This is a genomic window from Haloarcula salina, assembly GCF_010119195.1.
GTDB classification, from domain to species: domain Archaea; phylum Halobacteriota; class Halobacteria; order Halobacteriales; family Haloarculaceae; genus Haloarcula; species Haloarcula salina.
Genome location: NZ_WRXL01000003.1, coordinates 380568 through 405656, shown reverse-complemented (window position 1 = coordinate 405656; position 25089 = coordinate 380568). Strand labels below are relative to the sequence as shown.

The 25089-nt window shown below is 69.7% G+C and carries 32 protein-coding genes; 23 read left to right on the top strand and 9 right to left on the bottom strand.

The genetic code is table 11. The annotated features are described in order from the left end of the window. Positions 1–79 precede the first annotated feature (79 nt). Genes mntA through GM656_RS10440 form a run of 5 tightly spaced genes read left to right on the top strand, consistent with a single transcriptional unit; the run spans position 80 to position 1378 of the window. Positions 80–508 carry a type VII toxin-antitoxin system MntA family adenylyltransferase antitoxin gene (mntA, locus tag GM656_RS10450; protein ID WP_162413601.1) on the top strand — a complete coding sequence of 143 codons (429 nt, stop codon included), beginning with the start codon at positions 80–82 and terminating at the stop codon, positions 506–508. Beyond that, a complete protein-coding gene (locus tag GM656_RS19235; protein WP_206673701.1) occupies positions 509–652 on the top strand; it encodes a hypothetical protein in 144 nt (47 codons plus the stop codon). Next, the gene (locus GM656_RS19615) at positions 589–795 is read left to right on the top strand and encodes a HepT-like ribonuclease domain-containing protein (protein WP_367397971.1); all 207 of its coding nucleotides are present in this window, start codon (positions 589–591) and stop codon (positions 793–795) included. The genes GM656_RS19235 and GM656_RS19615 overlap by 64 nt, the downstream gene beginning before the upstream one ends. After that, positions 704–940: a DUF86 domain-containing protein gene (locus GM656_RS19610; RefSeq protein ID WP_206673705.1), complete on the top strand. Its 237-nt coding sequence runs from the start codon at positions 704–706 to the stop codon at positions 938–940. The genes GM656_RS19615 and GM656_RS19610 overlap by 92 nt, the downstream gene beginning before the upstream one ends. Before the next feature lie 45 nt (positions 941–985). Further along, on the top strand, positions 986–1378 hold the full coding sequence (locus GM656_RS10440; protein WP_162413600.1) for a nuclear transport factor 2 family protein: 393 nt from the start codon (positions 986–988) through the stop codon (positions 1376–1378). Positions 1379–1398: 20 nt separating this feature from the next. Here GM656_RS10440 and GM656_RS10435 read toward each other — a convergent pair whose 3' ends face one another. Then, complete coding sequence (locus GM656_RS10435; RefSeq protein ID WP_162413599.1) at positions 1399–1803, bottom strand: SRPBCC family protein; 405 nt, start codon at positions 1801–1803, stop codon at positions 1399–1401. A gap of 68 nt (positions 1804–1871) precedes the next feature. After that, positions 1872–2189: a hypothetical protein gene (locus tag GM656_RS10430; RefSeq protein ID WP_162413598.1), complete on the bottom strand. Its 318-nt coding sequence runs from the start codon at positions 2187–2189 to the stop codon at positions 1872–1874. Between the two features lie 76 nt (positions 2190–2265). On the opposite strand from GM656_RS10430, the gene GM656_RS10425 reads away from it, so the two are divergent. After that, complete coding sequence (locus GM656_RS10425) at positions 2266–2445, top strand: hypothetical protein (RefSeq protein ID WP_162413597.1); 180 nt, start codon at positions 2266–2268, stop codon at positions 2443–2445. Here the strand turns inward: GM656_RS10425 and GM656_RS10420 are convergent. Next, positions 2442–3641, bottom strand: a complete 1200-nt coding sequence (locus GM656_RS10420) for an inorganic phosphate transporter (RefSeq protein ID WP_162413596.1) — start codon at positions 3639–3641, stop codon at positions 2442–2444. The two genes, GM656_RS10425 and GM656_RS10420, sit on opposite strands and share 4 nt — an antisense overlap. A 96-nt stretch (positions 3642–3737) precedes the next feature. On the opposite strand from GM656_RS10420, the gene GM656_RS10415 reads away from it, so the two are divergent. Beyond that, positions 3738–3947, top strand: a complete 210-nt coding sequence (locus GM656_RS10415; RefSeq protein WP_162413595.1) for a hypothetical protein — start codon at positions 3738–3740, stop codon at positions 3945–3947. Positions 3948–3974: 27 nt separating this feature from the next. Here GM656_RS10415 and GM656_RS10410 read toward each other — a convergent pair whose 3' ends face one another. Next, positions 3975–5363, bottom strand: coding sequence for a hemolysin family protein (locus tag GM656_RS10410; RefSeq protein WP_162413594.1), 1389 nt, complete (start codon positions 5361–5363; stop codon positions 3975–3977). 94 nt (positions 5364–5457) lie between these two features. On the opposite strand from GM656_RS10410, the gene GM656_RS10405 reads away from it, so the two are divergent. From GM656_RS10405 to GM656_RS10395, 3 genes are read left to right on the top strand one after another with little or no spacing between them, the layout of a single operon-like run. Continuing rightward, on the top strand, positions 5458–5727 hold the full coding sequence (locus tag GM656_RS10405) for a glutaredoxin family protein (protein WP_162413593.1): 270 nt from the start codon (positions 5458–5460) through the stop codon (positions 5725–5727). Beyond that, positions 5727–6236, top strand: coding sequence for a redoxin domain-containing protein (locus GM656_RS10400; RefSeq protein ID WP_162413592.1), 510 nt, complete (start codon positions 5727–5729; stop codon positions 6234–6236). Before GM656_RS10405 ends, GM656_RS10400 begins: the two co-directional genes overlap by 1 nt. Positions 6237–6238: 2 nt before the next feature. Then, positions 6239–6820 carry an L-threonylcarbamoyladenylate synthase gene (locus GM656_RS10395; RefSeq protein WP_162413591.1) on the top strand — a complete coding sequence of 194 codons (582 nt, stop codon included), beginning with the start codon at positions 6239–6241 and terminating at the stop codon, positions 6818–6820. A gap of 16 nt (positions 6821–6836) precedes the next feature. On the opposite strand, the gene GM656_RS10390 is transcribed toward GM656_RS10395, so the two are convergent. After that, complete coding sequence (locus tag GM656_RS10390; RefSeq protein ID WP_162413590.1) at positions 6837–7499, bottom strand: CRISPR-associated protein Cas4; 663 nt, start codon at positions 7497–7499, stop codon at positions 6837–6839. A 53-nt stretch (positions 7500–7552) separates the two neighbouring features. Beyond that, positions 7553–8173 carry a conditioned medium-induced protein 4 gene (locus GM656_RS10385; RefSeq protein ID WP_162413589.1) on the bottom strand — a complete coding sequence of 207 codons (621 nt, stop codon included), beginning with the start codon at positions 8171–8173 and terminating at the stop codon, positions 7553–7555. A 144-nt stretch (positions 8174–8317) separates the two neighbouring features. Between GM656_RS10385 and GM656_RS10380 the strand changes: the two genes are divergently transcribed. Together GM656_RS10380 and GM656_RS10375 are read left to right on the top strand one after the other, a co-directional pair. Further along, positions 8318–10402 carry a (Fe-S)-binding protein gene (locus GM656_RS10380; protein WP_162413588.1) on the top strand — a complete coding sequence of 695 codons (2085 nt, stop codon included), beginning with the start codon at positions 8318–8320 and terminating at the stop codon, positions 10400–10402. Positions 10403–10440: 38 nt separating this feature from the next. Beyond that, on the top strand, positions 10441–11178 hold the full coding sequence (locus tag GM656_RS10375) for a competence/damage-inducible protein A (protein WP_162413587.1): 738 nt from the start codon (positions 10441–10443) through the stop codon (positions 11176–11178). A 6-nt stretch (positions 11179–11184) separates the two neighbouring features. On the opposite strand, the gene GM656_RS10370 is transcribed toward GM656_RS10375, so the two are convergent. Beyond that, a complete protein-coding gene (locus tag GM656_RS10370) occupies positions 11185–11886 on the bottom strand; it encodes a hypothetical protein (protein ID WP_162413586.1) in 702 nt (233 codons plus the stop codon). 148 nt (positions 11887–12034) lie between these two features. On the opposite strand from GM656_RS10370, the gene hemB reads away from it, so the two are divergent. From hemB to GM656_RS10345, 5 genes are all read left to right on the top strand, one after another. Further along, complete coding sequence (gene hemB / locus GM656_RS10365) at positions 12035–13015, top strand: porphobilinogen synthase (RefSeq protein ID WP_162413585.1); 981 nt, start codon at positions 12035–12037, stop codon at positions 13013–13015. 72 nt (positions 13016–13087) lie between these two features. Then, positions 13088–13810: a DUF4129 domain-containing protein gene (locus GM656_RS10360; RefSeq protein WP_162413584.1), complete on the top strand. Its 723-nt coding sequence runs from the start codon at positions 13088–13090 to the stop codon at positions 13808–13810. Next, positions 13807–14331: a DUF7269 family protein gene (locus GM656_RS10355; RefSeq protein ID WP_162413583.1), complete on the top strand. Its 525-nt coding sequence runs from the start codon at positions 13807–13809 to the stop codon at positions 14329–14331. The genes GM656_RS10360 and GM656_RS10355 overlap by 4 nt, the downstream gene beginning before the upstream one ends. Continuing rightward, positions 14328–15587, top strand: a complete 1260-nt coding sequence (locus tag GM656_RS10350; protein ID WP_162413582.1) for a DUF58 domain-containing protein — start codon at positions 14328–14330, stop codon at positions 15585–15587. Before GM656_RS10355 ends, GM656_RS10350 begins: the two co-directional genes overlap by 4 nt. Further along, the gene (locus GM656_RS10345; protein ID WP_162413581.1) at positions 15584–16066 is read left to right on the top strand and encodes a DUF7519 family protein; all 483 of its coding nucleotides are present in this window, start codon (positions 15584–15586) and stop codon (positions 16064–16066) included. Before GM656_RS10350 ends, GM656_RS10345 begins: the two co-directional genes overlap by 4 nt. A 3-nt stretch (positions 16067–16069) precedes the next feature. Here GM656_RS10345 and GM656_RS10340 read toward each other — a convergent pair whose 3' ends face one another. Continuing rightward, a complete protein-coding gene (locus tag GM656_RS10340; protein ID WP_162413580.1) occupies positions 16070–17410 on the bottom strand; it encodes a PAS domain-containing sensor histidine kinase in 1341 nt (446 codons plus the stop codon). Beyond that, positions 17410–19011, bottom strand: a complete 1602-nt coding sequence (locus GM656_RS10335; protein ID WP_162413579.1) for a methyl-accepting chemotaxis protein — start codon at positions 19009–19011, stop codon at positions 17410–17412. Before GM656_RS10335 ends, GM656_RS10340 begins: the two co-directional genes overlap by 1 nt. Positions 19012–19472: 461 nt before the next feature. Between GM656_RS10335 and GM656_RS10330 the strand changes: the two genes are divergently transcribed. The 6 genes from GM656_RS10330 to GM656_RS10305 all read left to right on the top strand — a co-directional run bounded on the left by GM656_RS10330 (position 19473) and on the right by GM656_RS10305 (position 24918). Then, positions 19473–20801 carry an ammonium transporter gene (locus GM656_RS10330; RefSeq protein ID WP_162413578.1) on the top strand — a complete coding sequence of 443 codons (1329 nt, stop codon included), beginning with the start codon at positions 19473–19475 and terminating at the stop codon, positions 20799–20801. Further along, positions 20798–21154: a P-II family nitrogen regulator gene (locus GM656_RS10325; protein WP_162413577.1), complete on the top strand. Its 357-nt coding sequence runs from the start codon at positions 20798–20800 to the stop codon at positions 21152–21154. The genes GM656_RS10330 and GM656_RS10325 overlap by 4 nt, the downstream gene beginning before the upstream one ends. Before the next feature lie 9 nt (positions 21155–21163). Continuing rightward, complete coding sequence (lrp, locus tag GM656_RS10320) at positions 21164–21622, top strand: HTH-type transcriptional regulator Lrp (RefSeq protein ID WP_162413576.1); 459 nt, start codon at positions 21164–21166, stop codon at positions 21620–21622. Positions 21623–21817: 195 nt separating this feature from the next. Then, the gene (locus GM656_RS10315; RefSeq protein ID WP_162413575.1) at positions 21818–22462 is read left to right on the top strand and encodes a chemotaxis protein CheC; all 645 of its coding nucleotides are present in this window, start codon (positions 21818–21820) and stop codon (positions 22460–22462) included. Positions 22463–22599: 137 nt separating this feature from the next. Further along, a complete protein-coding gene (locus GM656_RS10310) occupies positions 22600–23958 on the top strand; it encodes a substrate-binding protein (RefSeq protein ID WP_162413574.1) in 1359 nt (452 codons plus the stop codon). A 69-nt stretch (positions 23959–24027) separates the two neighbouring features. Beyond that, a complete protein-coding gene (locus GM656_RS10305; RefSeq protein WP_174242969.1) occupies positions 24028–24918 on the top strand; it encodes a bile acid:sodium symporter family protein in 891 nt (296 codons plus the stop codon). Positions 24919–25089: the final 171 nt, after the last annotated feature.

Sequence of the window (25089 nt, the reverse complement as noted above, 5' to 3'; positions counted from 1 at the left end):
AGGATTGCGGGTCGGGAGCGACGCTATCGAACCCTCCTCGCGGCCGTATATATTTGAACCACGACGCCGAACGTCCTGTATGGTAGAGACAGGTGAACCGACCATCGATGGCGTGAACGTCGATGCAATTCGCGACTACCTCGAAGAAGCGAGCCTCGTCTTCGCGGTGCTGTTCGGTTCACACGCACGTGGTTCGGCCCACGATACCTCAGATGTCGATATCGCGCTCCGGTTCCCCTCCGAGATGGACGCATACGAGCGGTTCACTCGTCGGAATCGAATCGACGCCGACCTCCAAGAGTACGCCGACGGCTTCGTCGACGTGAGCGACATCGAGTCCCTCCCGCTCCCGGTCGCGGTCGCCGCGCTTCGTGACGGAATCGTCCTCGTGGGCGACGAACGTGCCGTCACGGAGTACAAAAGACGAGTCGAATCGGACTACGACGAGCGGGCGACCGAAAGAGAGCGACTGGAGTTCATCGACCGACTCGCACGCGGAGACGGCTAAATGGTCGACGAAGCCGTCGTCGCGGACAAACTGCGCCACATCAACGACTACACGGACGACTTGAGAGAGATGCGCGGAATATCCAAAGAGCGCTATACCTCGGAGACACCGTTCTCCAGCGAGCGGTCGAGCGGACGTTCATGAATCTAATTCAGTCCTGTATCGACCTCTCACAGCACATCCGCGCTTCGGAAGATCTCAGCCCACAGGGGACCTCGAAAGCGGAGATCGAAGCGCTCGAAAAAAAACGACATCATCACGACGGAGACGCAAGCGAAGATATCTGAGGCGGTCGGCTTCCGAAACGTCCTCGCACACCGCTACGGCGACGTCGACCACGACGTAGTGTACGAAGTGTTGCACACGGACCTGCACTGGTTCGAGCGGTTCCAGCGCGAAATCGCACAGTGGGTCCAGAACCGACACGTCTGAACGCGAGGGATGGCAGTGAAACGACTGGACCCCGTATCCACCGATATGAACGCGACCGAGACCGTCGAGGCGTACTACGCGGCGCTCCGGGCCGGCGACCCGCTCGGGCCCTTCTTCGCCGGTGACGGCGACCGCGAGGTCGTCAAGTTCGGCCTCTCCGAGCGGCTGGTCGGGACCGAGGCCGTCCGCGCCGGCCTGCGGGAGCAGACCGAGACGACGGCCGACTGGACCGTCGACAGCCGCGCGCTCCGCGTGACCGAGCGAGACGGGTATGCGTGGTTCAGCGACGACGTGCGCCTGTGCTGGACCGACGCGGAGACGGGGGAACGCCACGCGTACGACACCCGCTGGAGCGGGACGCTCGAAGCGACCGGTGAGGCGCGTGACTGGCAGTTCGTCGGGCTGCACGTCAGCACCGCCGACGACCTGTCCGAGTGAACGGGCGGGCGAGTCCGCGGCTACTCGAACTCGGCCTCGACGCGGGCGAGCAGGCGTTTGAGTTCGCCGCGGCGCTTCCAGGCCGCCACGCGGTCGGTCAGCGACGCGAGCGGCAGGCCGAGGCTCACGGACGACCGGGCGGTGACGGTCGTGCCGTCGTCGCGGCCCGCCCAGGTCAGCGTGGTCTCCATCGCCTCGAACGGTCCGGCAGACCCCTGCTGGGCGTACTCGTAGCCGTCGGACCGCTCCTCGAAGGCGAACGTCGCCGTCATGCCGCTCGCCCGCCCGGTCACGACGGGTGGGTCCCCGGCGACGTCGACCACCGCGAACGTGCCCTCCGCCTCGACGACGGTCTCGGGCGTGAGAAACGTCTCCACCCGGACCGCCGACGCGGGAACGAACGTCGACGCCTCCACCGTGCGCATACCACTCCCTGACGGCCCGGGATAATGACTGTGGGGGCTGTCAAGCGGTCCGTGGTCCGGTGACGCCGTCACAGCAAGAGCGGGAGCGCCAGCAGGACGAGGAGACCACCGATCACCGCGGTCCCGTAGACGAGGCGCTGGAAGCGCAGCGACGCGGGGACCTCGCCGCGGAGCGCCGGGCGGACCGTCCAGCAGTAGCGGTAGAACGACGCGGCGACCGACGCAGCGGCGACGAGGGTCGTGGCCGCGAGCGCCGCCGTGAGCGGCGCGCCGAGATAGAGCAGGTACGACGGGAGGAAGACGTAGCTCAGGAGAATACCGGACAGCGCGACGACGAGAAACGGGACCGGGTCGACCGGCGTTCCGCGCCTGTTCGTGACATTCATCGAACTGGTCTTGCCGCGGGCGAACAAAAGCCCAACGACCCGGATATATATTGCGACAGGACGCGCCTGTTCGCACATGGCATCCGACGGGGACATCCGCGTGTTGCTCGCGCTCGACCTGCTGCTGTCGCTCGCGTTCAGCGCGGTCGCGCTGTGGGGACTGTCGTTCTTCGGGCTGGTACAGAACACGACGACGAACCTCGCTCTCGCCACGCTCGTCGTGGCGACCCTTACCTACCTGCTCGTCCTGCGCTAACGGACCAGCGAGACGGCCGCGAACACGCCGTAGCTCAGGCCGAACGCGAGCGCCAGCGACCCGGCCCAGGCGAGCACCGTCTTGCCCATCTTCTCGCGGCTGACCTCGCCCCCGCCCGCGGCGGCCCCGGAGCCGACGATGGCCGAGACGATGATCTCGTTGAACGAGACGGGGATGCCGAAGAACACGGCGGTCTGGGCGATGACGAAACTGGGGATGAGCGCCGCGATGGACCGGCGCGGGCCGAGCGAGGAGTAGTCCTGTGCCAGCGCCTTGATCATCCGCGGCGCGCCGGTCCAGGAGCCGATCAGGAGGCCGACGCCGCCGAACAGCAGGACGCCGGTGATGGGAATCGCCGCCGTCGGTCCGGTCCCGAGCAGCGGGAGCAGCGGACCGAGGGCGAGGCCGACCTGACTGCCGCCGGCCGAGAAGGCGACGAGGCCGCCCAGCACGAGCAGGAAGTGGCGCTGGCCGGCGGCCTCGTCGGCCCGCACGTCCCGGTACAGCAGCGCCGCCGCGACCGCGCCACAGCACAGCGTGATCGCCGCGATCGTCGGGAGCGGCGGCGCGTCGAGCGAGCGAGCGAGTGCCCGCGCGACGGACACCTGCTCGTCGCCGGGGGCCAGCAGGACGAACTCGACGTTGGCGAGAATAGCGCCGACGACGCCGGCCAGCAGGGGGACGAGCCGTCCCTCCTCGGTGGCCTCGTGGCGCAACAGCCAGGCGACGGCGAAGGCCATCCCGCCGCCGACGAAGGGAACCGCGACCCACAGCGAGACGATCTCGATGTACTTCGCCGTCGCGGGCTGGCCGCCCATCGCCAGGCCGACGCCGACGACCGCGCCGGTGACGGTGAACGCCGTCGCGATCGGGTAGCCGGTGAAGATGCCGACGGCCACCAGCAGGGCCGCCGTCAGGAGGGCGATGATTGCGGCCACCGCCGACAGGCCGGTGCCGTCTGGGAAGACGACCAGCCCGCTCCCGACGGTCTCGGTGACGTTCGCGCCCTGTAACACGGCCCCGGCCAGTCCGAGGATACCGACGAGAAAGCCCGCTCGCATGACCGAAATCGCGTTCGCGCCGACTGCCGGCGCGAAGGGCGTCGACCCCGACGAACCCGCGCCGATGGCCCACGCCATGAACAGGCTCGCGAGCGAAGCGATAAGCAGCGTCACGAGGACACTCGTCGCGACCATCTACGCCCGGCTTGTCCCCTCCCCGCAATGAGCCTACCGTTCTGTCCGTCCGAGGCGACCGACACGTTTGTCAGGCTGGGCGTGGTACACCGTGGCATGAACGACGACGCCGAATCCTGCGGCCGCTGTAGCATGTCGACTGTCGTCGACGCGACGGCGGACGGCGACGAACGGGACGTCTTCGGCGAGGCCCGCATCGAAATCGACGAGGACGAGGCCCGCGCCGTCTCGCCGGCGGCGTGGCTCGGCGGGGTCAAGCGGCGACTCGACGACCTCGCGACGCGAGTGACGTACGGCCGAAAATAGCGAGCGTGACGGTCCGGACGCCCCGGCTCACTCCGTCGTGACCTCGGCGTCCTCGGGGTCCTCCGCGTCCCGGTCGAGGCGGACCACGCGCGCCTTCATGATGCGCGTGTTCTCGACCTGCTCGACGCGGATCTCGACGCCGTCGTAGGTGATGGTCTCGCCCTCCTCGACGAGGCGGCCGGCGCGGTTGAAGATGAAGCCGGCGATGGTCTCGAACTCCTCGCCCTCGGGGAGTTCGAGGTCCAGCGCCTCGTTGACCTCCTCGATGTTGACCTCGCCTTTGACCGTCACGGTGTCGTCGTCGACGTACTCGATGGGCTCTTCCTCCTCGCCTTCGAGGATCTCGCCGACGATCTCCTCGGTCAGGTCCTCCATCGTCACCAGCCCCTCGGTGGTCCCGAACTCGTCGATGACGATGACCATGTGCATGCGCTCTTTGCGCATCTCCGTCAGCAGGTCGTCGACGTTCTTGGACTCGGGGACGTGCAGCGTCGGTTCGATGAGGTCCTCCAAGTCCATGTCACGGGCCAGCGCCTCGCCGTAGTTGAGGTCGCGGACGAGGTCGCGGATGTGGATGACGCCGATGACGTTGTCCAGGCTCCCCTCGTAGACGGGGATGCGGGCGTGGCCGCTCTGGATACATGTCTCCAGGGCCTCCTCGATGGAGGATTCCTTCGCGACGGCGGTCATGTCGAGTCGCGGCGTCATCACCTCCTTGGCGATGGTGTCGTTGAACCGCAGGGTGCGCTGGAGCATCTCGCGCTCCTCCTCGTCCAGGACGCCCTCGCGCTCGCCCGTCTCGATGATGTCCTGAATCTCCTCGCGGGTGACGTAGGACGTCTCGATGGCCGACCGGCCGCCGGTGATCTTGTTGACGACCCGAGTGAGGTAGTCGAACAAGAGGATGAGCGGCAGCAGGACCCGCTCGGCGACGCGGAGCGGGCGCGCGATGGTGAGCGCCCAGGACTCGGTGTTCTCGACCGCGTAGCTCTTCGGGGCGCTCTCGCCGAACAGCAGGACGATGGCGGTGATTCCGAAGGTCGCGATGGCGACGGCGACGCCCTGGCTCTCGACGTACATCGCCAGCAGCCCCGTCGCGATGGAGGACATCGCGATGTTGACGAGGTTGTTCCCGACGAGGATGGTGACGAGCAGGCGGTGGGGGTCGCTCTTGAGGTCCTTGAGCGTCTTCGCGCCCTTGATTCCGTCTTCGACGAGCGCCTCGGTCCGGTGGGCGGGCAGCGAGAACATCGCGATTTCCGAGGACGAGAAGAACGCCGAGAGAACGATGAGGGCCACGATCGTGGCGATACCGCCGAAGAGGACCGCGCTTTGGGGAACTGGGACGCCGACGACGTCGATCGCTTGCAGCGTCGCTGGAGATAACTCGAACGGCACAGGTGGGTCCAGGGACATCAACGGTCGAAGTTGTGATGCACGGGGATTAAGACTTGTCATGGACCCACCGCCGCCGAAGGCCTTACACGGCGTTCGCGCGTACCACCGCCGTATGAGCGACCCCACACTCACGCTGTATCGGCTGCAGGCGTGTCCGTTCTGCGAGCGCGTCGTCCGGAAACTGGACGCTCTCGGGCTCGAATACCGCTCGCGGTTCGTCGAGCCGATGCACTCCGAGCGGGACGTGGTCAAGCGCCTCACGGGCAAGCGGACCGTCCCGGCCATCGTCGACGAGGACACCGGCGTGACGATGTCCGAGAGCGCCAACATCGTCGACTACCTCGACCGGACGTACGGCGGCGACACGGGGGGTGCGGCCTGATGGACCTCGACTTCGACGTGGTCGATCTGGACGAGATCGAGTACCCCGAGGAAGGCGAGACGGCCCCCGATTTCACCCGCCCGCTCGTGAACGACGAGTACTGGGAGGACGAGTCGCTGTCGTCGCTGTGTGCCGACAGCGACCGCGTGGTGCTCGTCTTCCACGCGATGGACGGGGCGTTCCCGGCCACGTACGTCTGGAACGAGATCCGCGACCGCGGGTGGCACGAGGACGCCACCGTCGTCGGCTGTTCCATCTCGACGCCGTACGCCCACAAGCGACTGCTCGACGAGCGCGACATCGCCGGCGACTACCGGCTGTTCTCGGACCCGGGCAACGGCGTCGCCCGCGAGTACGGCATCGACATGGACCTCGACGGGATGGCCGGCCTCGAAGAGCCGCGACCGGCGGTGTTCGTCCTCGACGGCGACCGGACCGTCGAGTACGCCTGGGTGGCCGCGGAGTGGCCCGACTTCCCCGACTACGACGCCGTCGAGGCCCAGCTCTGACCATGGCGACGATCGCAGACGCCGCGGCCGCCGTCCGCGGCGGCGGGCTCGTCGTCTACCCGACGGAGACGGTGTACGGCCTCGGGGCGGACGCACTGGACGCCCACGCCGTCGAGGGCGTCTTCGCCGCGAAGGGGCGCGACCGCGACGAGCCGATCTCGATGGCGGTCCCGGACGTCGAGACGGCGCGCGAGTACACGCGGCCGACCGAGCGCGAACTGGCGTTCATGCGCGCGTTCCTCCCCGGCCCCGTCACGGTCGTCGTCGAGCGCCGCGAGGCGGTCCCGGACGCGCTGGTCGCCGGCCGCGACCGCGTCGGCATCCGCGTCCCCGACCACCAGGTAGCGCTCGATCTGCTGGCCGAGAGCGGGCCGCTGACGGCGACCAGCGCCAACGTCTCCGGGAAGCCGAGCGCGCGGACCGTCGACGATCTCGACGCCATCGCCGAGCGCGCCGACGCGGTGCTGGACGGCGGCGAGACCGGTGGGACGAGTTCGACCGTCGTGGACGTGCGCGCGGGGACGATCCACCGCCGGGGCGCGATGGCCGACGAGATCGAGGCGTGGCTGGCCGACCGCGAGTGACGGCCGGTCGACGGACTTAGCGGAGCATAGACCGGAGCGACCGCGTCTTGACGCCGCAGTTCTCGCGGAACTCGCAGGGCGCGCACTTGGCGTCGTTGCGGACCCGACCCGGCGGGCCGTCGATGCTGTCGGCGGTCCGGACCGCCCGCCGGTAGACACCGGCGCGCCGCGCGTTCACGTCGATTCTGCGGACCACGCCGTAGGCCGGGTACTCGGCGTAGGCGTGTTCGACCGCCCGTTCGCGCTCCCAGGCCAGCGCCTTCGCGGCGGCGACGAGCCGGACGGTCTGTGGCTCCCAGACGCCGTTCTCGGGCGGCCGCCCGGCGAAGGAAAGCGCCGGGACGGTCCCGTCCGCGCCGGCGACGAGCTTGTGAGCGATGCCGCGGGCGTCCTTGCCCTCCAGATAGGCGTTCGTGTCGGCTGGCGCGACGAGCGCGTCCCAGTCGGCGAGTCGGTCCCGCAGGGACCGGAGCCGGTCGCGGTATTCCTCGGGACCGACCTCGACGGGCGCGGCGAGCAGGGCGGCGTCGTCGGTCAACAGGCGCTCGTACTCCAGCGAGAGCGACCGGATCTGTTCGATCTCGTCGGGGACCTCGCTCGCGCCGTCGCGCCGCCGATAGTAGAGCTTCCGCGGGCAGTAAGCGGCCGTTTCCAGGTCCCGGAACGTGTGGGTCGACATGGCCCTCGCTGGGCCCGTGTTCGGTCAAAAAGGTTCGTCCGGTCCGAGTTCGGTCACATCGACACGTCGGCGTCGGAGTCGAGCGAGTCGATGTCCTCCGTAGCCTCGTCGAGGCCGTCCTCGCGGACGGACGCGGCGTGCTGGGTGGACAGGCCGGCGTCGGTGAGCACGTCCTCGAACTCGCTCTGGAAGCGGTGGGACACCCGCCGGGCGGCGTCCTGCGCGCCGACGACGCGGCGGTAGTGGGCGGCCCAGGACTCGTCGATGTCGAACGTCTCGGCGAGTTCGGCGGTGGTCGGGTCCGCGTCGGCCACGCGGCGGCGGAACGCGGCCAGGTCGAACGGGGCCTCGGTGTCCGCCTCGCGGACGAGGTGCAGGTCGAGGCGCGCCTCGACGACGGCGGACTCGTCGACGCCGAGTTCGTCGGCGACGGCCGCGTCGTCGCTTCCATCGTAGAACCGGCGGACGACGGTGACCAGCGTCTCGTCGTCGAGCTCGGTCTCGAAGGCGTATCGCTCGCGCATCCGCGAGACGACCGCGCCGAGGCGCTCGGCGACGCTGGCCTCGTCGGTGTCGGTGAGAGACCCCCTCGACGCCTCCTGTGACTCCGTGACTGACCCCTCTTCGGCCACGTCCATGAAGATGTCACGGAGCTCTTCGGTCTTCTCGTCCATCGAACCACAACCTACGTCCCTGTGAACAAATATCTGTCGGACGGGCAACTGAAAGTCGGTGAAACTTTCAACGGCGTCTGAATTCCCGCAAGACGGGACAGGGGTGTGGCAACCTTTAAGCGCTCGCGAACCGCGTGTTACCGTATGTCAATGGCACTCCAGGCGACCACGCGGCCCACGTTCTGGCGCATCGGGTCCGTGGGGAAGGCCCTCTTCTACTACCTCGCGGCGCTCGCCCTTCTGGTCTTTTTCTACGGCGTGTACGCGCGGATCAGTCGCTACGCGCAGGGGAGCGACGACCCGGTCGAGCGCCTCGACGACCTGCCCGGCCGGACGCTCGCGGCGGCGCGACTCGCGCTCTCGAACCGCAAGCAACTGGACCGCGACGCCGTCGCCGGCGTGATGCACGCCTTCGTCGTCTGGGGCTTCCTGACGCTGCTCATCGGCACGACGATTCTCGGTATCGACATGGACCTCTACCGGCCGCTGACCGGCGAGTCCTTCTTCGTCGGGCGCTTTTACCTCTCCTATTCGTTCGTGATGGACGCGATGGGGCTGCTGTTCGTCGTCGGCGTCGGCGTGGCGCTGTGGCGGCGCTACGGCCGCCGGATGGAGCGCCTCCACGACCGGCACACCTCCCGCGAGGACGACCTCTTTCTCGGCGCGCTGTTCGTGCTGGGCGTCGGCGGTTACCTCACCGAGGGGGTCCGCATCCTCGGCACGTCAACGATCCGCGACGTGTCCTTCGAGACGGTGAGCTTCGTCGGCTGGTTCGTCAAAGACGTGCTGGTGCTGGCCGGCGTGACCGCCGAGCAGGCCGCCGCGGCCTACCCGTTCGTCTGGTGGAGCCACGCGCTCGTCGCGCTGTGGTTCGTCGCCTGGATCCCCTACGCCAAGCCGTTCCACATGCTCTCGTCGTTCGCCAATCTCGTCGCCCGCGACGAGAAGGCCGGCGTCCGACTGCCGGGCGTGCCGGGCGACGCCGCCCCGGAGGACATCGGGCCCAGCGACATCGACGACTTCTCCTGGAAGCAGTTGCTCGACCACGACGCCTGTACGAAGTGCGGCCGGTGTTCGTCGGTCTGCCCCGCGAAGGAGGCGGGCCGGCCGCTCGACCCGCGCAACGTCATCCTCGACCTGAAACGCTACCGCGAGGAGCGCGACGCCGGCGGCGAGGACGTGCCTATCGTCGCAGACGGGGGCAGTTCGGTCATCGACGCACACACCATGGAGTCCTGTATGTCCTGTATGGCCTGCATGGACGCCTGCCCGGTCGACATCGAGCACGTCACACAGTTCACGGAGATGAACCGCCGGCTCACGGAGGCCGGGGAGATGGACGAGCACGTCCAGGACGCCATGATGAACGTGTTCCAGCACGGCAACACCTTCGGCGACCCCGAGCGCAAGCGCCCCGACTGGACCGAGGACCTCGACTTCGAGGTCCCCGACGCCCGCGAGGAGTCCGTCGAGTACCTCTGGTACGTCGGCGACTACCCGAGCTACGACGAGCGAAACCGCAAGATCGCCCGCGCGCTCGCCACGGTGTTCGAGGCCGCCGGCGTCGACTACGGCATCCTCTACGAGGCCGAACAGACCGACGGCAACGACGTGCGCCGCGTCGGCGAGGAGGGCCTCTACGAGATGCTCGTCGAGGACAACGCGGCCGCCATCGCGGACTGCGAGTACGAGTCCATCGTGACGACGGACCCCCACGCCTACAACACGTTCGCCAACGAGTACCCCGAGTTCGAGGCCTGCGAGTGGGACGGCTCGGACGTGTTCCACTACACGCAGGTGGTCGCGGATCTCGCGGAGTCGGGCGCGCTCGGCCTCGCCGGGACCGAACTCGACTACACCGTCACCTACCACGACCCCTGTCACCTCGGGCGGTACAACGACGTGTTCGAGGCCCCGCGGGACCTCGTGCGGGCCACCGGCGCGGACCTCCACGAGATGCCGCGCAACCGCGACGACTCCTTCTGCTGTGGCGGCGGCGGCGGCGGCCTCTGGATGGACTTCGAGGAGGATACCAAGCCGAGCGAGGAGCGCCTGCGCGAGGCCCTGGAGGACACCGACGCCGGCGACGCCGTCGGGAAGTTCGTCGTCGCGTGCCCGATGTGCATGACGATGTACGAGGACGGACGGAAGACCGGTGGCTACGAGAACGACATCGAAATCGTCGGCGTGACCGAACTGCTGGCAGAAGCGGTCGACCGGGCGGGCTGAGCAAATCCTTACCCCGCTCGGGCGCGTCGGAGTTCGATATGCAGGTCGCACTGGTCACCGTCGGCGACGAACTGCTGGCCGGGGACACGGAGAACACGAACGCCTCGTGGCTCGGGCGACGGCTCACCGCGGCGGGCGCGACGGTCGCCCGCGTCCTGACCGTCCCGGACGACGAGGCGGTCATCGCCGACGCCGTGGCGCGGTACCGCGACGCCTTCGACGCGGTCGTCGTCACCGGCGGCATCGGCGGGACGCCCGACGACGTGACGAAGGCTGGCGTGGCGCGGGCGTTCGGCCGCGACCTCGTCGTGCCCGAGTCGGTGCGCGCCCACCTCGAAGCGAAGGCCGAGCGCTTCGCCGCGGACAACCCAGAGATGGTGGACCGCTACGACATGGACCTCGACCTCGACGCGTGGGCGGCGGTCCCCGAGGGCGGCCAGCCCCTGCTGACCGACGAGAGCTTCGCCGCCGGCTGCGTGGTCGACGGCGTCTATGTCATGCCGGGCATCCCCGAGGAACTGAAGGCGATGTACGAGACCGTCGCCGACGAGTTCGACGGCGACCGGACAACGGAGACGATGCACACGCCCGCACCCGAGGGCGCGCTGGTCGACCGCGTCACCGAGGCCCGCGAGCGGTTCGGCGTCGCCGTCGGAAGCTACCCCCGCAAGGACGACGCGCCGGGACGGGTGAAAGTCACGGGCGACGACCCGGCGGCCGTCGCCGACGCGGCGGCGTGGCTCCGCGAGCGAATCGAGACGGCCGACGGCGGGTGAGCGGGCCTACATCCCGCCGCCCGCACCGCCACAGCCTGCGGCCCCGCCGGCACCTGCAGCCCCGCCGGCCGCAGCGCCAGCGCACGCGGCAGCCGCGCCCGCGCTCGCCCCGGCACAGTGGGCCGCGATGGCCGCCTGCCCGCCGCTGTACGCGCCCGTCCCCATCGATTCGGCGTCGAAGGGCTTCCAGTCGACCGGCGGGATTTCGTCGTCGCCGTTATCCGCCTCGGTGACGGCCGCTCGGAGGGCATCGAGGTCGAATCCGGGGTCGGTCAGGTATCGCTCGACGAGCGGGGGGTGGACCGCGATGCGGCAGTAGACGACCGCGTCCTCGTCTTCGTGGGCGTAGGCGAACTGGAGGTCGTAGTGACGGACGTGGAGGTCGGCGAACGGCTCGTGGACCGCCTCCAGCGCGTGCCCGACGAACGACCAGACGGCGTCGCGGTCCGGTTCGCCGGCGTCCTCGAAGAGGAAGGTAACAACGGGGACGAGGATGTCGTCGCCGTCGTCGTGGACGTTGACCTTGTCGACCTCGGCGAGGTCCGGGTCCTCGGCGAGTTCCTCGGGCAGCGGGTCGAAGGCCGCGTCGATGGCGTCGTTGGCGGCGTCGCGCTCGTCGCGGTAGTCCGGCGTCAGGTCCGCGAAGCCGAGGCCGTCGAGGAAGTCGTGCATCTGCTCGGTCAGCGAGTCGGTGTCGTCGGAGGGCATCGGCCGAGTGTGGCGGCGGCGACGGCATAAATCTCGTGCTCGTGTGCGATTTGGTGTCACAGCGTGGCGGCCGGCGCGTTCCGCCGCCGACCGGGCGGTCGCCGCCGCAAGCGGTGGGTTCATGCCGCGGACGGCCGGAGAGCCCGGTATGAACCTGACACAGCGCCCGCGCCGCCTGCGGACCGACGGCGTGCGCCCGCTGGTGCGCGAGACGGACCTCTCGGCGTCGGACCTCATCGCCCCGGTGTTCGTCGACGCGACGACCGACGAGCGCGTCCCCATCGAGACGATGCCGGGCCACGAGCGCGTCCCCGTCGACCAGGCGGTCGAGCGCGTCGAGGAGGTCCGCGAGACCGGCGTCGAGGCCGTGATGCTGTTCGGCGTCCCCGAGTCGAAGGACCCGAAGGGCACCCGCGCCTGGGCCGAAGACGGCGTCGTGCAGACGGCCGCCCGCCGCATCGCGAGCGAGACGGACGCCTACGTCATCACGGACGTGTGCCTCTGTGAGTACACCGACCACGGCCACTGCGGCGTCCTCGAAGCCGACGCCGAGGACGACCCGCGGCTGACGGTGCGCAACGACGAGACGCTCGGCCTGCTGAAGCGCATCGCGACGAGCCACGCCGCTGCCGGGGCCGACATGGTCGCGCCCTCGGGCATGATCGACGGGATGGTCGGAGCGATCCGCGAGGGGCTCGACGCCGACGGCTTCGACGACGTGCCGATCATGAGCTACGCCGCCAAGTACGAATCGGCGTTCTACGGGCCCTTCCGCGACGCCGCCGACGGCGCGCCGGCCTTCGGCGATCGCCGCCACTACCAGATGGACCCCGCGAACGCACGCGAGGCGCGCCGCGAGGTCGCCCTCGACGTTGAGCAGGGCGCGGACGTGCTGATGGTCAAGCCCGCCCTGCCGTATCTCGACGTGGTCAGGGACATCCGCGAGTCGTACGACCACCCCGTCGCCGCCTACAACGTCTCCGGCGAGTACGCGATGTTGCACGCGGCCGCCGAGAAGGGGTGGCTCGACCTCGAGTCGGTCGCCTACGAGTCGCTGCTGTCAATCAAGCGCGCCGGCGCGGACCTGATTCTGACGTACTTCGCCGAGGACCTGGCCGACCGCCTCTGAGGCGGACCGCCGTCGGTCGCTCGAACGCGACAGCGCCCCAACCTATTCATGCGCCACGGGCGGACTGCCGGTATGCAGCGACAGTCCCTCCTCGTGGCGGTCGTCGCCGCGGTCGCCCTGCTGTCGTTCAGCGTCGGCGCGGCGAGCATCGACGCGGCTACCGGCCGCGACGACGCCGAGCTGTCACCGGACGACGGCGAGATCGAGAACACCGGCGAGCGGCGCCTCGAAGATCCGCCCGGCGGCATCGACCCGCCGTCCGCCGAGGGCGGCGCTCGCGCGCTGCTCCCGAGCGTCCCCGCACCCGCGATCGGCGGCGTCCTCGCCGTGGTCGCCGCCGCCGTGGTCGCCCTGTGGCGGTTCGCCGGCGGCGGGCAGACGGTCGACGAGACGAGCGGCGAGACGCCCAGCGTCGCCGCCTCGAACCCCGAGTCGACGGTGGCGTCACGGACCGCGCGGGACGTCGACGTGCCGCTGACCAACGACGTGTACCGGGCCTGGGCGTCCCTCGAAGAACGGGTCACGCCCGACGGCGCGTCGACACCGCGGGACGTGGCCGCGGACGCGGCGACGGCCGGCGCGGACCCCGACGCCGTGGGCGCGCTCAGGGACCTGTTCGAGCGGGTCCGCTACGGGGCAGCGACGCCGGACGCCGAGATGGAGGGGCGCGCCCGCGAGGCCCTGGAACGGGCGACCGAGGGCGCGGACGACCGGTCGGCCGCGGTCGGGGACGAGCGCGGGGCCGCGAACGGTGACGCCGACTCGCCTGCCCGCGACCCGGAGGCCGAGCCGTGACGGTGCGAACCGTTCCGCTGGCGGTCGGCCTCGGCGCGACGGCGCTGGGACTCGGACTCGCCGCCGTCGGCGCGCCGCTGTTGCCCGCGGGAGCGGTCTCGACGCTCCCGCTGCTCGCGGTGGCCGTCTTCGCCGTGGCCGTCGCCGTCCTCGCGCTCTTGGTGCGCTCGCTCGACGGCGAGCGCGGCCCGCGCCTCCCGGACACCGACAGCCAGTTCGTCTCGGTCCCGGGCGACGCGGTCGACGACGCGCTGGCCGCCGGCGAGGGCCGGGAGGCGATCCGGCGGCGGACCGAGGCCGTCGCCGTCCTCGCGCTCGAACGGGAGGGGCTGTCGCCGGCGGCGGCCCGCGACGCGCTCGGGGACGGGACGTGGACGGACACGGCCGGCGCGCGAGAACTGTTCGACGGTACACCGATCTCGCTCGTCGACCGGCTGTCCGGGTGGCTCTCCGGCACGCGACCGTTCCGTCGGCGGGTCGCGCTGGCCACCGCCGAACTCCTCCGGCGGACCGAGCGATGAGCGAGGGGGTCCAGCGAACCGGGCGGTGGTTCGGGCTGGGCGGGGCCGCGCTGGTGGCCGTCGGCGTCGGCCTCCTGGCGCGGGTCCCCGCGCTCGTCCTGCTCGGCGGCCTCGGCGTCACGCTCGGCGCGTACGATCGGCTGGCCGTCGCGCCGGCGGCCGACGTGACGGTCCGGCGGTCGATCACGCCGCCAGAGCCGTCGCTGGGCGAGCGAGTCACCGTCGCGCTCACCGTCCGCAACGACGGCGACCGAACGATTCCCGACCTGCGGGTCGCCGACGGCGTCCCGGACACCGTCCGCGTCGTCGAGGGGTCGGCCTCGCTGGGGACGGCGCTGCGGCCGGGGGCCGAGGCGACGGTGACCTACGAGATCGCCGGCGGCACCGACCGCTGCGTGTTCGAGCCGGCGACCGTCGTCGTCAGGGACGTGGTCGGCGTGGTCGCGCGTCGGACGCGCGTCGCGGTCGAACCGGACGCCGTCACCTGGGAGCGCCCGGCCGGGTCGGCGCTGCTGCCGCTCGTGCCGGCGGTGGCGCGTCGACCCGGCGCGGTTCCGGTCGACGAGGGCGGCGAGGGCGTCTCCTTCTACGCCGTCCGGGAACACCGCTCGAACGACCCCCTCTCGCGCGTCGACTGGAACCGTTACGCCCGGACCGGCGACCTGTCGACCGTCGAGTTCCGCCGCGAGCAGTCCGCGACGGTCGTGGTCGTGGTCGACGCCCGCGCGGCGGCCGCCGTCGCCCCGCGTCCGGACGCCGAAACGGCCGTCGAGCGGTCGACCGCGGCCGCCGTTGCGCTCGTCGAGGGACTCCCGGAGGACGGCCACGCCGTCGGTATCGCCGCTTACTCGCCACAGCGGGCGTGGCTCGACCCCGGGACCACCGAGGTGCACCGCCGACGGGCCCGCGAGCTGCTGCGAACCGACCGCGCGTTCACTGCCACGCCGGACGGCCGCGAGCCGGACGTCCGCAGGCTGCTCGCGCGGCTCCCGACGGCGGCGAACGTCGTGTTCCTGAGCCCGCTGTGCGACGACGACGCGGCGGCGTTCGCCCGGCGGCTGGCCGCAAACGGTCACCCCGTGACGGTCGTCAGCCCGGACCCGACGGCCGCGGACACGGCGGGCCACCGACTCGCCCGACTCGAACGCGCCGAGCGACTGCGCCTGCTCCGCGCCGCCGGACTCGCCGTCCACGACTGGGGGCCGAACGAGGCGCTCCGGCGCGTCACCGAGCGGGCCTGGAGGGACGGCCGGTGACGGCGCGAACCGGACTCGTCTGCGGCGGCGCGGCGGGGCTGGCGGGGGTCGCGACGCTGTTCGTCGCCGGCGTCGGCACCGCCGCGACCGCCGCGGGCGTCGCCGCCGTCGTCGTGCTCGGCGGCGGCGTCCTGGTCCGTTCCGGCCGACTGGTCGACCTCGCCGGCGCGGCGCTGTTCCTCGAAGTGCTCGTCGCCGCGCTGCAGGGCGCGTCGGCGACGACGGTGCTGGCCGGCGGCGGCGGGACGGTCCTGGCCTGGACCTTCGGGCACGCGGCGGTCGACCTCCGCGACGACCTCGGGACCGGGCCGAGCGTCACCGTCGAGTCCGCGCACGTCGCCGGAACGACGGCGCTGGTCGGCGTGGCCGTCGCGGTGACGACGCTCCTCTTTGGCGTGGACGTGCCCCGGTTACCGCCGCTGGCCCTGGCGAGCGTCGTGCTCGGTGCGATCGCGCTGACGGCGGCGCTCAGGCGGTGAGATTCATTCCTCGGTCGACTCCGCCGCCGCGCCCGACGGCTCGGTCGGGACGAGCACGTCATCGTCGTCGGACAGCAGCAGGCGGAGCGTGACGGTCGTCCACCCGTCGGCTCGGTCGTACGCGATGTCGCCGCCGGCCGCCTCGGCGACCCAGCGGGCGAGCCAGATTCCGAGCCCGCTCCCGTGCTGGAGGTTCGTGATGTTCTCGTCCTCGAAGACGACGGCTCGCTCGACGGCGGGGATGCCCGGCCCGCGGTCCGCGACGCGGAGATAAGCGTCTCCGTCCGCCCGGTCGGCGGTGACGCGGACCGGAGTTCCCGTCGGCGTGTGCTCGACGGCGTTCTCCACGAGGTTGTCGAGCGCGTCGTAGACCGCCGTGCCGCCGGCGACCGGCAGGGTCTCCGGGAGGTCAGTCTCTACGGCCGCGTCCGCGCCGTACCCGTCCGCAATCGACCGAGCCAGCGCCGCGGCGTCGACCGATCGCTCCGGCGAACCGTCGAGGGCGTTCTCCACGTTCCGGGACTTCTCGCTGACGGCGGCGAGTCGCTCCGCCGCGTCGAGCGCTCGCGAGGCCGCGTCCGAGACCGGTTCCGACAGCGCGTTCGAGCGGACGTACTCGCCCATGCCGAACACGACCGAGAGGTCGTTACGGAGGTTGTGGCGCAACACGCGGTGGAGGACGCGGAGCCGGCGCTGCTGTCGCCTGCTGTCGGTGACGTCCGTGTAGATGGCGAACCCGTACCGGCGGCCGTCGGCCGAGTCGTACGGGATGCCCCGGTAGATGAACTCGCGTCGTCCGTCGACGGTCTCGCGGGTGACGATGGCGTAGTTGATCTCCCCGGCGGCGGTACGCTGGTCGTAGTCGACGGCCTCCTCGACGCGCCCGTCCGGGACGATGTAGTCGTTGAGCGGTTCGCCGACGATGGCGGCGCGGTCGTAGCCGAAAGTGTCGACGAAGGCGGGGTTGACCGCCCGGACGACCGGGACGCCGTCGACCATCTCGAAGGCGACGACCGCGTCCTGTATCAGTTCGAAGAGGTGCTCGAAGCGGTCGCCCGGTTCGACCGTCCGGCAGACCGAGCCGACGACGGTGCCACCGACGGCGGCGAACTCGACCGTCGCCGGAACGGGCGCGTCGCCGCCGGTGAACGTGAGCGAGCAGCGACGCGTCACCCGCTCGCCGTCCCTGACAGCCGCGATGGCTTCGTGGAGGGGCTCGCGGTCCGTCTCGGAGACGAGCGACTCGACCGGCCTCCCCGCGAGGGCCTCGGGCGTCGTCCCCAGCAGCGTCGTGAACTCCGCTGTCGCGAGGGCCAGTCGGTCTTCGTCGTCGAGATGGAACATCAGTCGCGCCTGACGCGGAGGAACGGCGGGGACGACAGCCTCGAGACGGGCCGTCGGACGCCGACCTCGCCGCGCGGCGCGGTCGTGAGTTCGATGGACTGTGCGCCGTCTTCCGCCGACAGCGTGAGGGCCTGATCGGCCGCGCCGGCGTAGAACGCCGACAGCGTGGCCGGGACCGCGTCGCCGACGACGTTCAAAACGGTGTCGGTGGCGTCGAAGAGGCCGTCGTCGTTCTCGTATCTGGCCTCCCTGGCCGCCTGCTCGCCCATCGTCTCGATCTCGCCCAGGACGTTGCCGACGACGAGCAGCGGGGCGTCGCGCCGGGAAACGGTCCGCTCGTTGGCCGCTGCGAGCGTCGTGCGGTCGAGGTCGAAGACGTTGCGGCCGCCGTCCCAGGTCCCGAACATGTCGAGGACGAACATATCGTCGCCCGCGAGCGCGTCGTCGAGCGAGCGGTCGGTCGCGGCGAACGCGGCCGCGAGCGTCGAGCGGTCGAGCGTCGGCGTGGGCGTCAGCGACACCGCCCGGCCCGACGCGACCGCTGTGGCACACAGTTGCGCGAGGAGTCCGTCGACCGCGGCCTCCTCGCCGGAGCGGAGCACGCACTGGCCGCCCTCGACGAGCCCGCCGCCACAGAGGTCGTCGAGGCCGTCGACGCCGGTCGAGAGGGTCGGCGCGTCAGCCAGGCGCGCCAGTCGGTCGGCGTCGGCCGCTGCGAGCACGTCGTCGATCTCGCCGAGCATCTCCGTCTGTTCGGACCGGGCCTCGCGGATCGCGTCGAGGTCGTCGTCGATAGCGGTGGCCCGGTCGGCGACCGTCTCGCATCGCTCGGCGACCGCCTCGCTGGTGGCGGCCTGCTCGTCAGTCGCGTCAGAGACCGAGGCGATGCCGTCGGCCGTCTCGGTGACGGTGTCGGCCACGTCGTCGAGTCGGGACATCGCCGTGGAGACCTGCTCGGCCCCGGTGTCGATGCCGTCGACGGCCGCCTCCAGTTGCTCGACGGTGTCGTCGGTGGCGCTCCGGACCGCCGACAGCGTCGCGTCGATCTCGTCGGCCTGCCGCTGGGACTCCTCGGCGAGCGCCTTGATCTCGTCGGCGACGACGGCGAACCCGTCCGTGTCCTCGCCCGCGCGGGCCGCCTCGATGGAGGCGTTGAGCGCCAGCATGTTCGTCTGGTCGGCGATGCGGTCGATTCCGGCCAGCGCGTCCGCGATTCGGTCGACGCGTTCGCGGAGTTCGGCGACCTCGTCGCCGACCGCCTCGCCGATCTCGCGGACGGACTCCATCGTCTCGATGGCGTCTGCGGCGGCCGCTTGCCCCTCCGAGGCCGCCCGCGTCGCCCGCTGGCTCTGCTCGCTGACCTCGGTCGCGGTCGCCGCGATCTCCTCGATCGTGGCCGAGAGCGACGCCATCTCGTCGGCGATCCAGTCGGCGTCGGTCGCCTGTTCGGTCGCGCGGTCGTCGATCCGCGCGAGCTGGTCGTCGACGGTCGTCGAGGCCGCGAGGACGACGTCCAGCGCGCCCTGGGCGTTCGCGACGGCCCGTTCCTCGGTGACGGCCGACGACTGTTCGGGGACCGACGGCTCGTGTTCGGTTACCATAGTCAGTAAGAGAGTTCGCCTATTCCCACTCGTTCGTCAAGTGATATCGGTCGTTTTGCTGTACGTATCCACTTTCCTTCGTACATTCTTTCGGGTCGAGTTCTCGCACCTGTCGACATAATCCTGACGCCGCTGGCAACACCCGCCAGCGGAGCGCGCGCAAGCGAAATCGGCCCATTTGGCCGCTTCGGGCCGGAACCGCGGTCGACATTCGTCCAAAATACGAGTTGTCAGGTGCGCAGTTTCTTGACGGAGAACAACCTTATATCCATAATATCATACCATAATTTGGACGGTCGTCTACCGAACCCCCTCTAATATCCGGGTCTATAAAGGCAAACCTTATGTAGTGGTGTTACCAGACCATCTCCCGTGAAAGAGTTGAAGAAGTCGAGCAAAAGTGGGGAAAAGTTGGACGTGCAAAACCGATTCAGCAAGAAAACGAAACAGGTGAACTAGAAATGAGCTACGCAGCACTACAAGTCGATCCGACGGTACTCGCAGAGGGGGTCAACCTGCTGTGGGTCCTGGTGGTAACGTTCCTGATCTTCTTCATGCACGCGGGCTTCGCCATGCTCGAAGCGGGGCAGGTACGCTCGAAGAACGTCGCGAACCAGCTGACGAAGAACCTCCTGACCTGGTCGGTCGGGGTGACGCTGTTCTTCCTCATCGGATCGGGCATCTCGTCGCTGGTGGGCGGGAGCGGGTTCGCGCCCGCCTTCGGCGCGTCGGCGGCCAACGACTACGTCGGCTGGCTGTTCGGCGCCGTCTTCGCGATGACGGCGGCGACGATCGTCTCCGGGGCGGTGGCCGGTCGCGCGAAGCTCCGCGCCTACATCACGTACACGATCCTGCTGGCCGCGGTCATCTACCCCGTCGTCACCGGGATCACGTGGGCCGGCGCGTACATCAGCTTCGGCGGCGAGTCGTTCCACGACTTCGCGGGCGGCATGATCGTCCACGGCATGGGCGGCATCGCCGGGCTGACTGCGGCGTACGTCCTCGGCCCGCGCATGGGTCGGTACAACGAGGACGGCAGCGTCAACGTCATCCCCGGTCACTCGCTGACTTTCGCCGTGCTCGGGACGCTCGTCCTCGCGTTCGGCTGGTACGGCTTCAACGTCGGTACCGCGGCGACCGTCTTCACGGTCACCGAGGAGGGCACGCTCGCGCTCGGTGCCTTTAGCACCGTGGGCCGCGTGGCGATGACTACCACGATCGCGATGGCCTGCGGTGCGATCGGTGCCGGACTCGCCGCGTGGGCGAAGACCGGCAAGGTCGACACGCTGTACGTCGCGAACGGCCTGCTGGCCGGCCTGGTCGGCATCACGGCCATCCCGGACACCACCACGTGGTGGGGCGCGTTCGTGGTCGGCGGCCTCGCCGGCGCGCAGCTCCCCGTCGTCTTCGGCTTCGTCGAGAAGCGCCTGAAGATCGACGACGTCTGCGCCGTCTTCCCGGTCCACGGGAGCGCCGGCGTGCTCGGGACGCTGCTGTTCCCGTTCGTCGCCACGTCGAGCTCGGTCGGCTCGGTCGTGAACGCGTTCATCGCGCAGCTGATCGGCGTCGTCGCCATCGGAGCGTGGACGGTCGTCGCGACGGCCGCGGTCTGGTTCGTCCTCAAGGCAGTCGGACAGGCTCGGGTCACCCCCGAACACGAACAGGAAGGGCTGGACGTCAGCGAACACGGCGTCGAGACCTACCCCGAATTCGGCGGCGGCGACAGCGTCGTGGCCGACGGCGGCAGCGTGAGCGAATCGATCCGCACTGACGGAGGTTCCAACGAATGACTGACGACACCGAAATCAAGATGGTAGTGGCAATGGTTCGACCAGACAAACTCGGCGACGTGAAGAAGGCGCTGGCGGAGATCGGCGCGCCGTCGCTGACAGTGACGAACGTCTCCGGCCGCGGTTCCCAGCCCGCGAAGAAGGGGCAGTGGCGCGGCGAGGAGTACGTCGTCGACCTCCACCAGAAGGTCAAAATCGAGACAGTCGTCGCGGACATCCCCGCCGAGGACGTCGTCGACGCGATCGCAGACGGGGCACACACCGGCGAGAAAGGCGACGGGAAGATCTTCGTGCTCCCCGTCGACGACGCCTACCAGGTCCGTACCGGAAAACAGGGCCCCGAGGCAGTCTGAGACGACCTGATGGTCGACGACACCGACAGACAGGTCGTGAATGCGCTGCTCCAGGACGGGCGGGCGAGCGCTCGTGACGTCGCTGCCGAGACCGGCATCGCGGCGACGACCGTCTCGCGGCGGATGGACGACCTGGAGTCGAACGGGGTCATCGACGAGTACACCGTCGACGTCGATTACGGCGCGCTCGGTTACGACGTGACCGCCGTGTTCCAGCTGTCCATCGAGGGCGACGGACTCGCGCGGATAGTCGACCAGTTGCGGTCGAGAGACGAGATGATCGCCGTCTACGAGGTGACCGGGAGCCACGACATCGTCGCGGTCGGGAAGTTCACCGACACGGAGGCGATGAACGCGCGTATCAAGTCGCTGCTGACGGATTCGGACGTGCGCGCGGCGTCCACGTCGGTCGTGCTGAACACGGTCTGTGAGAACGAGCAGTTCCCGATCGACCCGAGCGACGCGTAAGCGGTCGGTCGGGCTCTTTTCACCGCGGTCGAATCGCCCCGAGCCGACGGCTCGGGACGCGTGGAGCGAACCGGTCACGCGGCCGTCGGCTCGGGACCGCTGTACGGGCGGGCGAACGCCGAATGCGCACCCGACGGCGGCCACGCGCCGCGACGCTGGCGGTGGGGTTAAGCCCCTCGCCACGTTGTGACAGATATGGGCCTGAAAGTGGACGTGCGGAAGCTGGACCTTTTCAATCAGATGGCGAAGGAGGGGTCGAGCACGGTCGCGGAGAACCTCGGGCAACTGACCGGACTCGACGCGTCGGTGCGGACCTCACAGATCAACTTTCTCGACATGGAGGACGTCAAGACCCACATCGGCGAGGAGAAGGGCGTGGGCATCTACGTCGAGCTGAACGAACCGCCGTACGGCTACGTGCTGTTTCTGCTCGATCCCGAGGACAGCAAGACGATGGCCAGCGCGATGATGGGCGGGATGGGCGAGCCGAGCGAGGGCGAGGGGTTCTCCGACATGGAGCGCTCGGCGATGCAAGAGATCGGGAACATCATGACTTCGGCGTTCATCGACGGGTGGGCGAACGTCCTCCAGACCACCATCGACATGGGGACGCCGAACTTCATCTACGGCCCGGCCGACGGCATCGTCGACGAGATGGGCGGCTGGCCGGACTCGGATCTGGTGTTCGTCGTCGACTCGCACATCACGGTCGACGACGGCGACCTCGGGATGACGGTGTACACCTTCCCCGAACTGGAAGACCTCGTGGCGCTCATCCAGGACATCGACCTCGACACCGACGTGGCGACCGACACCGAAGCCGGCGACATTCTCAAGTAACTGCGGCGCCACCGACTGCCGACCGCTCGCACAGCGGTGCCACCGAGCGGAAATCTTAAATCAACTACATGTATATTTAAAATAAGTGTCTAATACCAAATAAAGTGTTATATATTCGTATCAATAAATAGTCTCCTATGCGATCAAACGAAGGGCTGGGAGGGGTAGATCGGCGATCCCTGCTTCGAGCCGCTGGCGGGGCGGGAACGGTAGGGCTCGCTGGCCTGACCGGCTGTCAGGGTGGCGGCGCATCGGGTGGGACGCCGACGTCGACGAAACCGAAGTTGGGGAACGCCCCGGTCACCGGAGACACCGTCACGTTCGGATTCAACGTCCCGCAGTCTGGAGCCTACTCCTCGGAGGGCAAAGACGAACTCCGCGGGTACGAACTCGCGGTCAAACACCTCAACGACGGCGGCGGCTGGGTGGGGGCCGACGCGTTCGAGTCGCTGACCGGCGACGGCATCCTCGGGAAGGAAGTCGAGTACGTCACGGCCGACACGGAGACGAATCCGAAGGTGGCGACGACGAACGCCGAGGAGATGATCGGTCAGGACGGGGTCGTGATGCTCTCGGGCGGGTCGTCGAGTTCGGTGGCCATCGCCCAGCAGGAAGTCGCCCAGGAGCGGAAGGTCCCGTACATGTGCTGTCTGACTCACTCGAACGACACGACCGGGGCCGACTGTACGAGGTACGGCTTCCGGGAGATGTTCAACGCCTACATGTCCGCACAGGCGCTGCTGCCCGTGCTCAAAGAGAAGTACGGGACGGACGTGGAGTACGCCCAGATCTACGCGAACTACACGTGGGGGCAGTCGGTCGAATCCTCGGTTCGGGACTTCTTCACCAACAGCGGGTGGATCGAACTCACGAGCATCGCGACCCGCCTGGGAACGACGAACTACGAGCAGCCGCTCAAGGAGGCCCGGGACTCGGGCGCGGAGGTCGTCTTCCTCGATCACTACGGGCTGGACGCGGCGAACTCGCTGACGACGGCCCAGAAGATACTCCCTGACGACGTCGGCGTCGTCGTCCCGCTGTACAACCGCATCGTGGCGCGCAACGCCGGGAGCGCCATCGAGGGCGTCGTAGGCACCATCGCCTGGGACATCAGTATCGCCTCGGACCTGTCGAACGCGTTCAAGAACGCCTTCACCTCGGAGTACGGGACCGGACAGTTCCCCTCTGGGGTCGCACACCTCGCGTACGCCCAGACGCTCCAGTACGCGGCCGCCGTCGAGCGCGCCGGGACGTTCTACCCGCCGGACGTCATCCGCGAACTGGAGGACCACACGTACTCGGTCGGGATGGGCGAACAGACGATGCGGGCCTGCGACCACCAGGCCCAGCGCGGCGTCCCGGTCGTCGAGGGACTCGCCGAATCCGAGCAGTCGAAGGGGCGGTACTACAAGCTCCTGCGGACGACGAAGGCCGTCGGCTACGAGTGTGACAGCGGCCCGGCCGCGGAGTGCGACCTCGGCGGCTACGGAGAGTGAGAGCCGCTGACAGCGGCTTCGGTCGAGGCGAGTGACAAGGCCCAACTCCGCGGCGGGCCAAGACCGGGCGTGACCCTGACCGAGCTCGTCGAGGACTATCTGCTGGCCTGGGTGCTGCTCGCCGTCGTCGTCGGCGTGCTCGTTCCGGCCGTCGCCGTCGTCACCCGCGCGGCGACGCCGATCCTCGCGGTGATGGTCGGCAGCGTGTCGCTGACGCTCTCACGCTCGCGGTTTCGCGAGATCGAAGTGCGGGCGCTCGTCGTGACGCTGTGTGGCCACCTGGCGATGCCGCTCGTGGCGTACGCCATCGCCCGCGTGGCGGGCCTCTCTCCGGCGTTGACCGTCGGTTTCGTCCTGCTCGGCGCGGTGACGCCGGAGCTCGTCACGCCCACGATGACCGAACTCGCCGGCGGAGACACCGCGCTCTCGTCGGTCGTGCTGGTCGCCGCCGGCCTCGGCAGCACGGTGGTGGTCCCGGGCGCGACCGCCCTCGTCGACGGTGCGGCGTCGGTCGCGACCTGGCCGATCGTCGAGCAGTTGCTGCTCGCCGTCGTCGCGCCGATGGCCCTCGCCATCGCCGTTCGCGCGCTGTTTCCGGCCCGCGTCGCGCGCCACGACGAGACCTACCCGGCCGTCTCGGCCGTGATGGTCGTGCTCGTCATCGGCGGCGTCACCGGGGCGAACGCCGGCCTGCTCCGCGGGGACCCCGCGACCCTCGCCTTCGTCGGGGCGACGGCGCTGGCGCTGAACGTGACCGGGTACGCGCTCGGGTGGCTCGTCACCGCAGGGACCGCGCGGGCGGCCCGGATCGCCGGGTCGCTCTCGGTCGGGATGCGCGATTTCGCCGTCGCCGCGGCGCTCGTCGTGACCGCGGGCTTCCCGCCGGAGGCCGCGCTCCCGGCCGTCGCCTTCGGCGTCATCGAGATGGCGACGAGCGCAGCGATCGCTCAGCGGGTTTGAGGGGCGTCAAAACGGTGGAGCGGAGTGGACACGAGCGGTGCCCCACCCTGTCAGAGGCGGCGTCCGGGCGCACACGCCATCGGCGGCGCGAGCGGCCCGACGCCAGTGGCCGGCGGTTCGGCGCCGGCGGCCGCGTCACTCGATCAGTTCCGGCGCGGCGTCGTAGGCCAC

Bases quoted from the DNA above. Each gene is read 5' to 3' on its own strand.
- GM656_RS10415 (WP_162413595.1), top strand. From the start codon at position 3,738: ATGAACGACGACGCCGAATCCTGCGGCCGCTGTAGCATGTCGACTGTC.
- GM656_RS10335 (WP_162413579.1), bottom strand. From the start codon at position 19,011: ATGGTAACCGAACACGAGCCGTCGGTCCCCGAACAGTCGTCGGCCGTC.
- GM656_RS10440 (WP_162413600.1), top strand. From the start codon at position 986: ATGAACGCGACCGAGACCGTCGAGGCGTACTACGCGGCGCTCCGGGCC.
- GM656_RS10410 (WP_162413594.1), bottom strand. From the start codon at position 5,363: ATGTCCCTGGACCCACCTGTGCCGTTCGAGTTATCTCCAGCGACGCTG.
- GM656_RS10380 (WP_162413588.1), top strand. From the start codon at position 8,318: ATGTCAATGGCACTCCAGGCGACCACGCGGCCCACGTTCTGGCGCATC.
- hemB (WP_162413585.1), top strand. From the start codon at position 12,035: ATGAACCTGACACAGCGCCCGCGCCGCCTGCGGACCGACGGCGTGCGC.
- GM656_RS10395 (WP_162413591.1), top strand. From the start codon at position 6,239: ATGGCGACGATCGCAGACGCCGCGGCCGCCGTCCGCGGCGGCGGGCTC.
- GM656_RS10370 (WP_162413586.1), bottom strand. From the start codon at position 11,886: ATGCCCTCCGACGACACCGACTCGCTGACCGAGCAGATGCACGACTTC.
- GM656_RS10385 (WP_162413589.1), bottom strand. From the start codon at position 8,173: ATGGACGAGAAGACCGAAGAGCTCCGTGACATCTTCATGGACGTGGCC.
- GM656_RS10425 (WP_162413597.1), top strand. From the start codon at position 2,266: ATGGCATCCGACGGGGACATCCGCGTGTTGCTCGCGCTCGACCTGCTG.
- GM656_RS10325 (WP_162413577.1), top strand. From the start codon at position 20,798: ATGACTGACGACACCGAAATCAAGATGGTAGTGGCAATGGTTCGACCA.
- GM656_RS10330 (WP_162413578.1), top strand. From the start codon at position 19,473: ATGAGCTACGCAGCACTACAAGTCGATCCGACGGTACTCGCAGAGGGG.
- GM656_RS19235 (WP_206673701.1), top strand. From the start codon at position 509: ATGGTCGACGAAGCCGTCGTCGCGGACAAACTGCGCCACATCAACGAC.
- GM656_RS10430 (WP_162413598.1), bottom strand. From the start codon at position 2,189: ATGAATGTCACGAACAGGCGCGGAACGCCGGTCGACCCGGTCCCGTTT.
- GM656_RS10420 (WP_162413596.1), bottom strand. From the start codon at position 3,641: ATGGTCGCGACGAGTGTCCTCGTGACGCTGCTTATCGCTTCGCTCGCG.
- GM656_RS10405 (WP_162413593.1), top strand. From the start codon at position 5,458: ATGAGCGACCCCACACTCACGCTGTATCGGCTGCAGGCGTGTCCGTTC.
- GM656_RS10360 (WP_162413584.1), top strand. From the start codon at position 13,088: ATGCAGCGACAGTCCCTCCTCGTGGCGGTCGTCGCCGCGGTCGCCCTG.
- lrp (WP_162413576.1), top strand. From the start codon at position 21,164: ATGGTCGACGACACCGACAGACAGGTCGTGAATGCGCTGCTCCAGGAC.
- GM656_RS10435 (WP_162413599.1), bottom strand. From the start codon at position 1,803: ATGCGCACGGTGGAGGCGTCGACGTTCGTTCCCGCGTCGGCGGTCCGG.
- GM656_RS10390 (WP_162413590.1), bottom strand. From the start codon at position 7,499: ATGTCGACCCACACGTTCCGGGACCTGGAAACGGCCGCTTACTGCCCG.
- GM656_RS10375 (WP_162413587.1), top strand. From the start codon at position 10,441: ATGCAGGTCGCACTGGTCACCGTCGGCGACGAACTGCTGGCCGGGGAC.
- GM656_RS10400 (WP_162413592.1), top strand. From the start codon at position 5,727: ATGGACCTCGACTTCGACGTGGTCGATCTGGACGAGATCGAGTACCCC.
- GM656_RS10310 (WP_162413574.1), top strand. From the start codon at position 22,600: ATGCGATCAAACGAAGGGCTGGGAGGGGTAGATCGGCGATCCCTGCTT.
- mntA (WP_162413601.1), top strand. From the start codon at position 80: ATGGTAGAGACAGGTGAACCGACCATCGATGGCGTGAACGTCGATGCA.
- GM656_RS10315 (WP_162413575.1), top strand. From the start codon at position 21,818: ATGGGCCTGAAAGTGGACGTGCGGAAGCTGGACCTTTTCAATCAGATG.
- GM656_RS10350 (WP_162413582.1), top strand. From the start codon at position 14,328: ATGAGCGAGGGGGTCCAGCGAACCGGGCGGTGGTTCGGGCTGGGCGGG.
- GM656_RS10340 (WP_162413580.1), bottom strand. From the start codon at position 17,410: ATGTTCCATCTCGACGACGAAGACCGACTGGCCCTCGCGACAGCGGAG.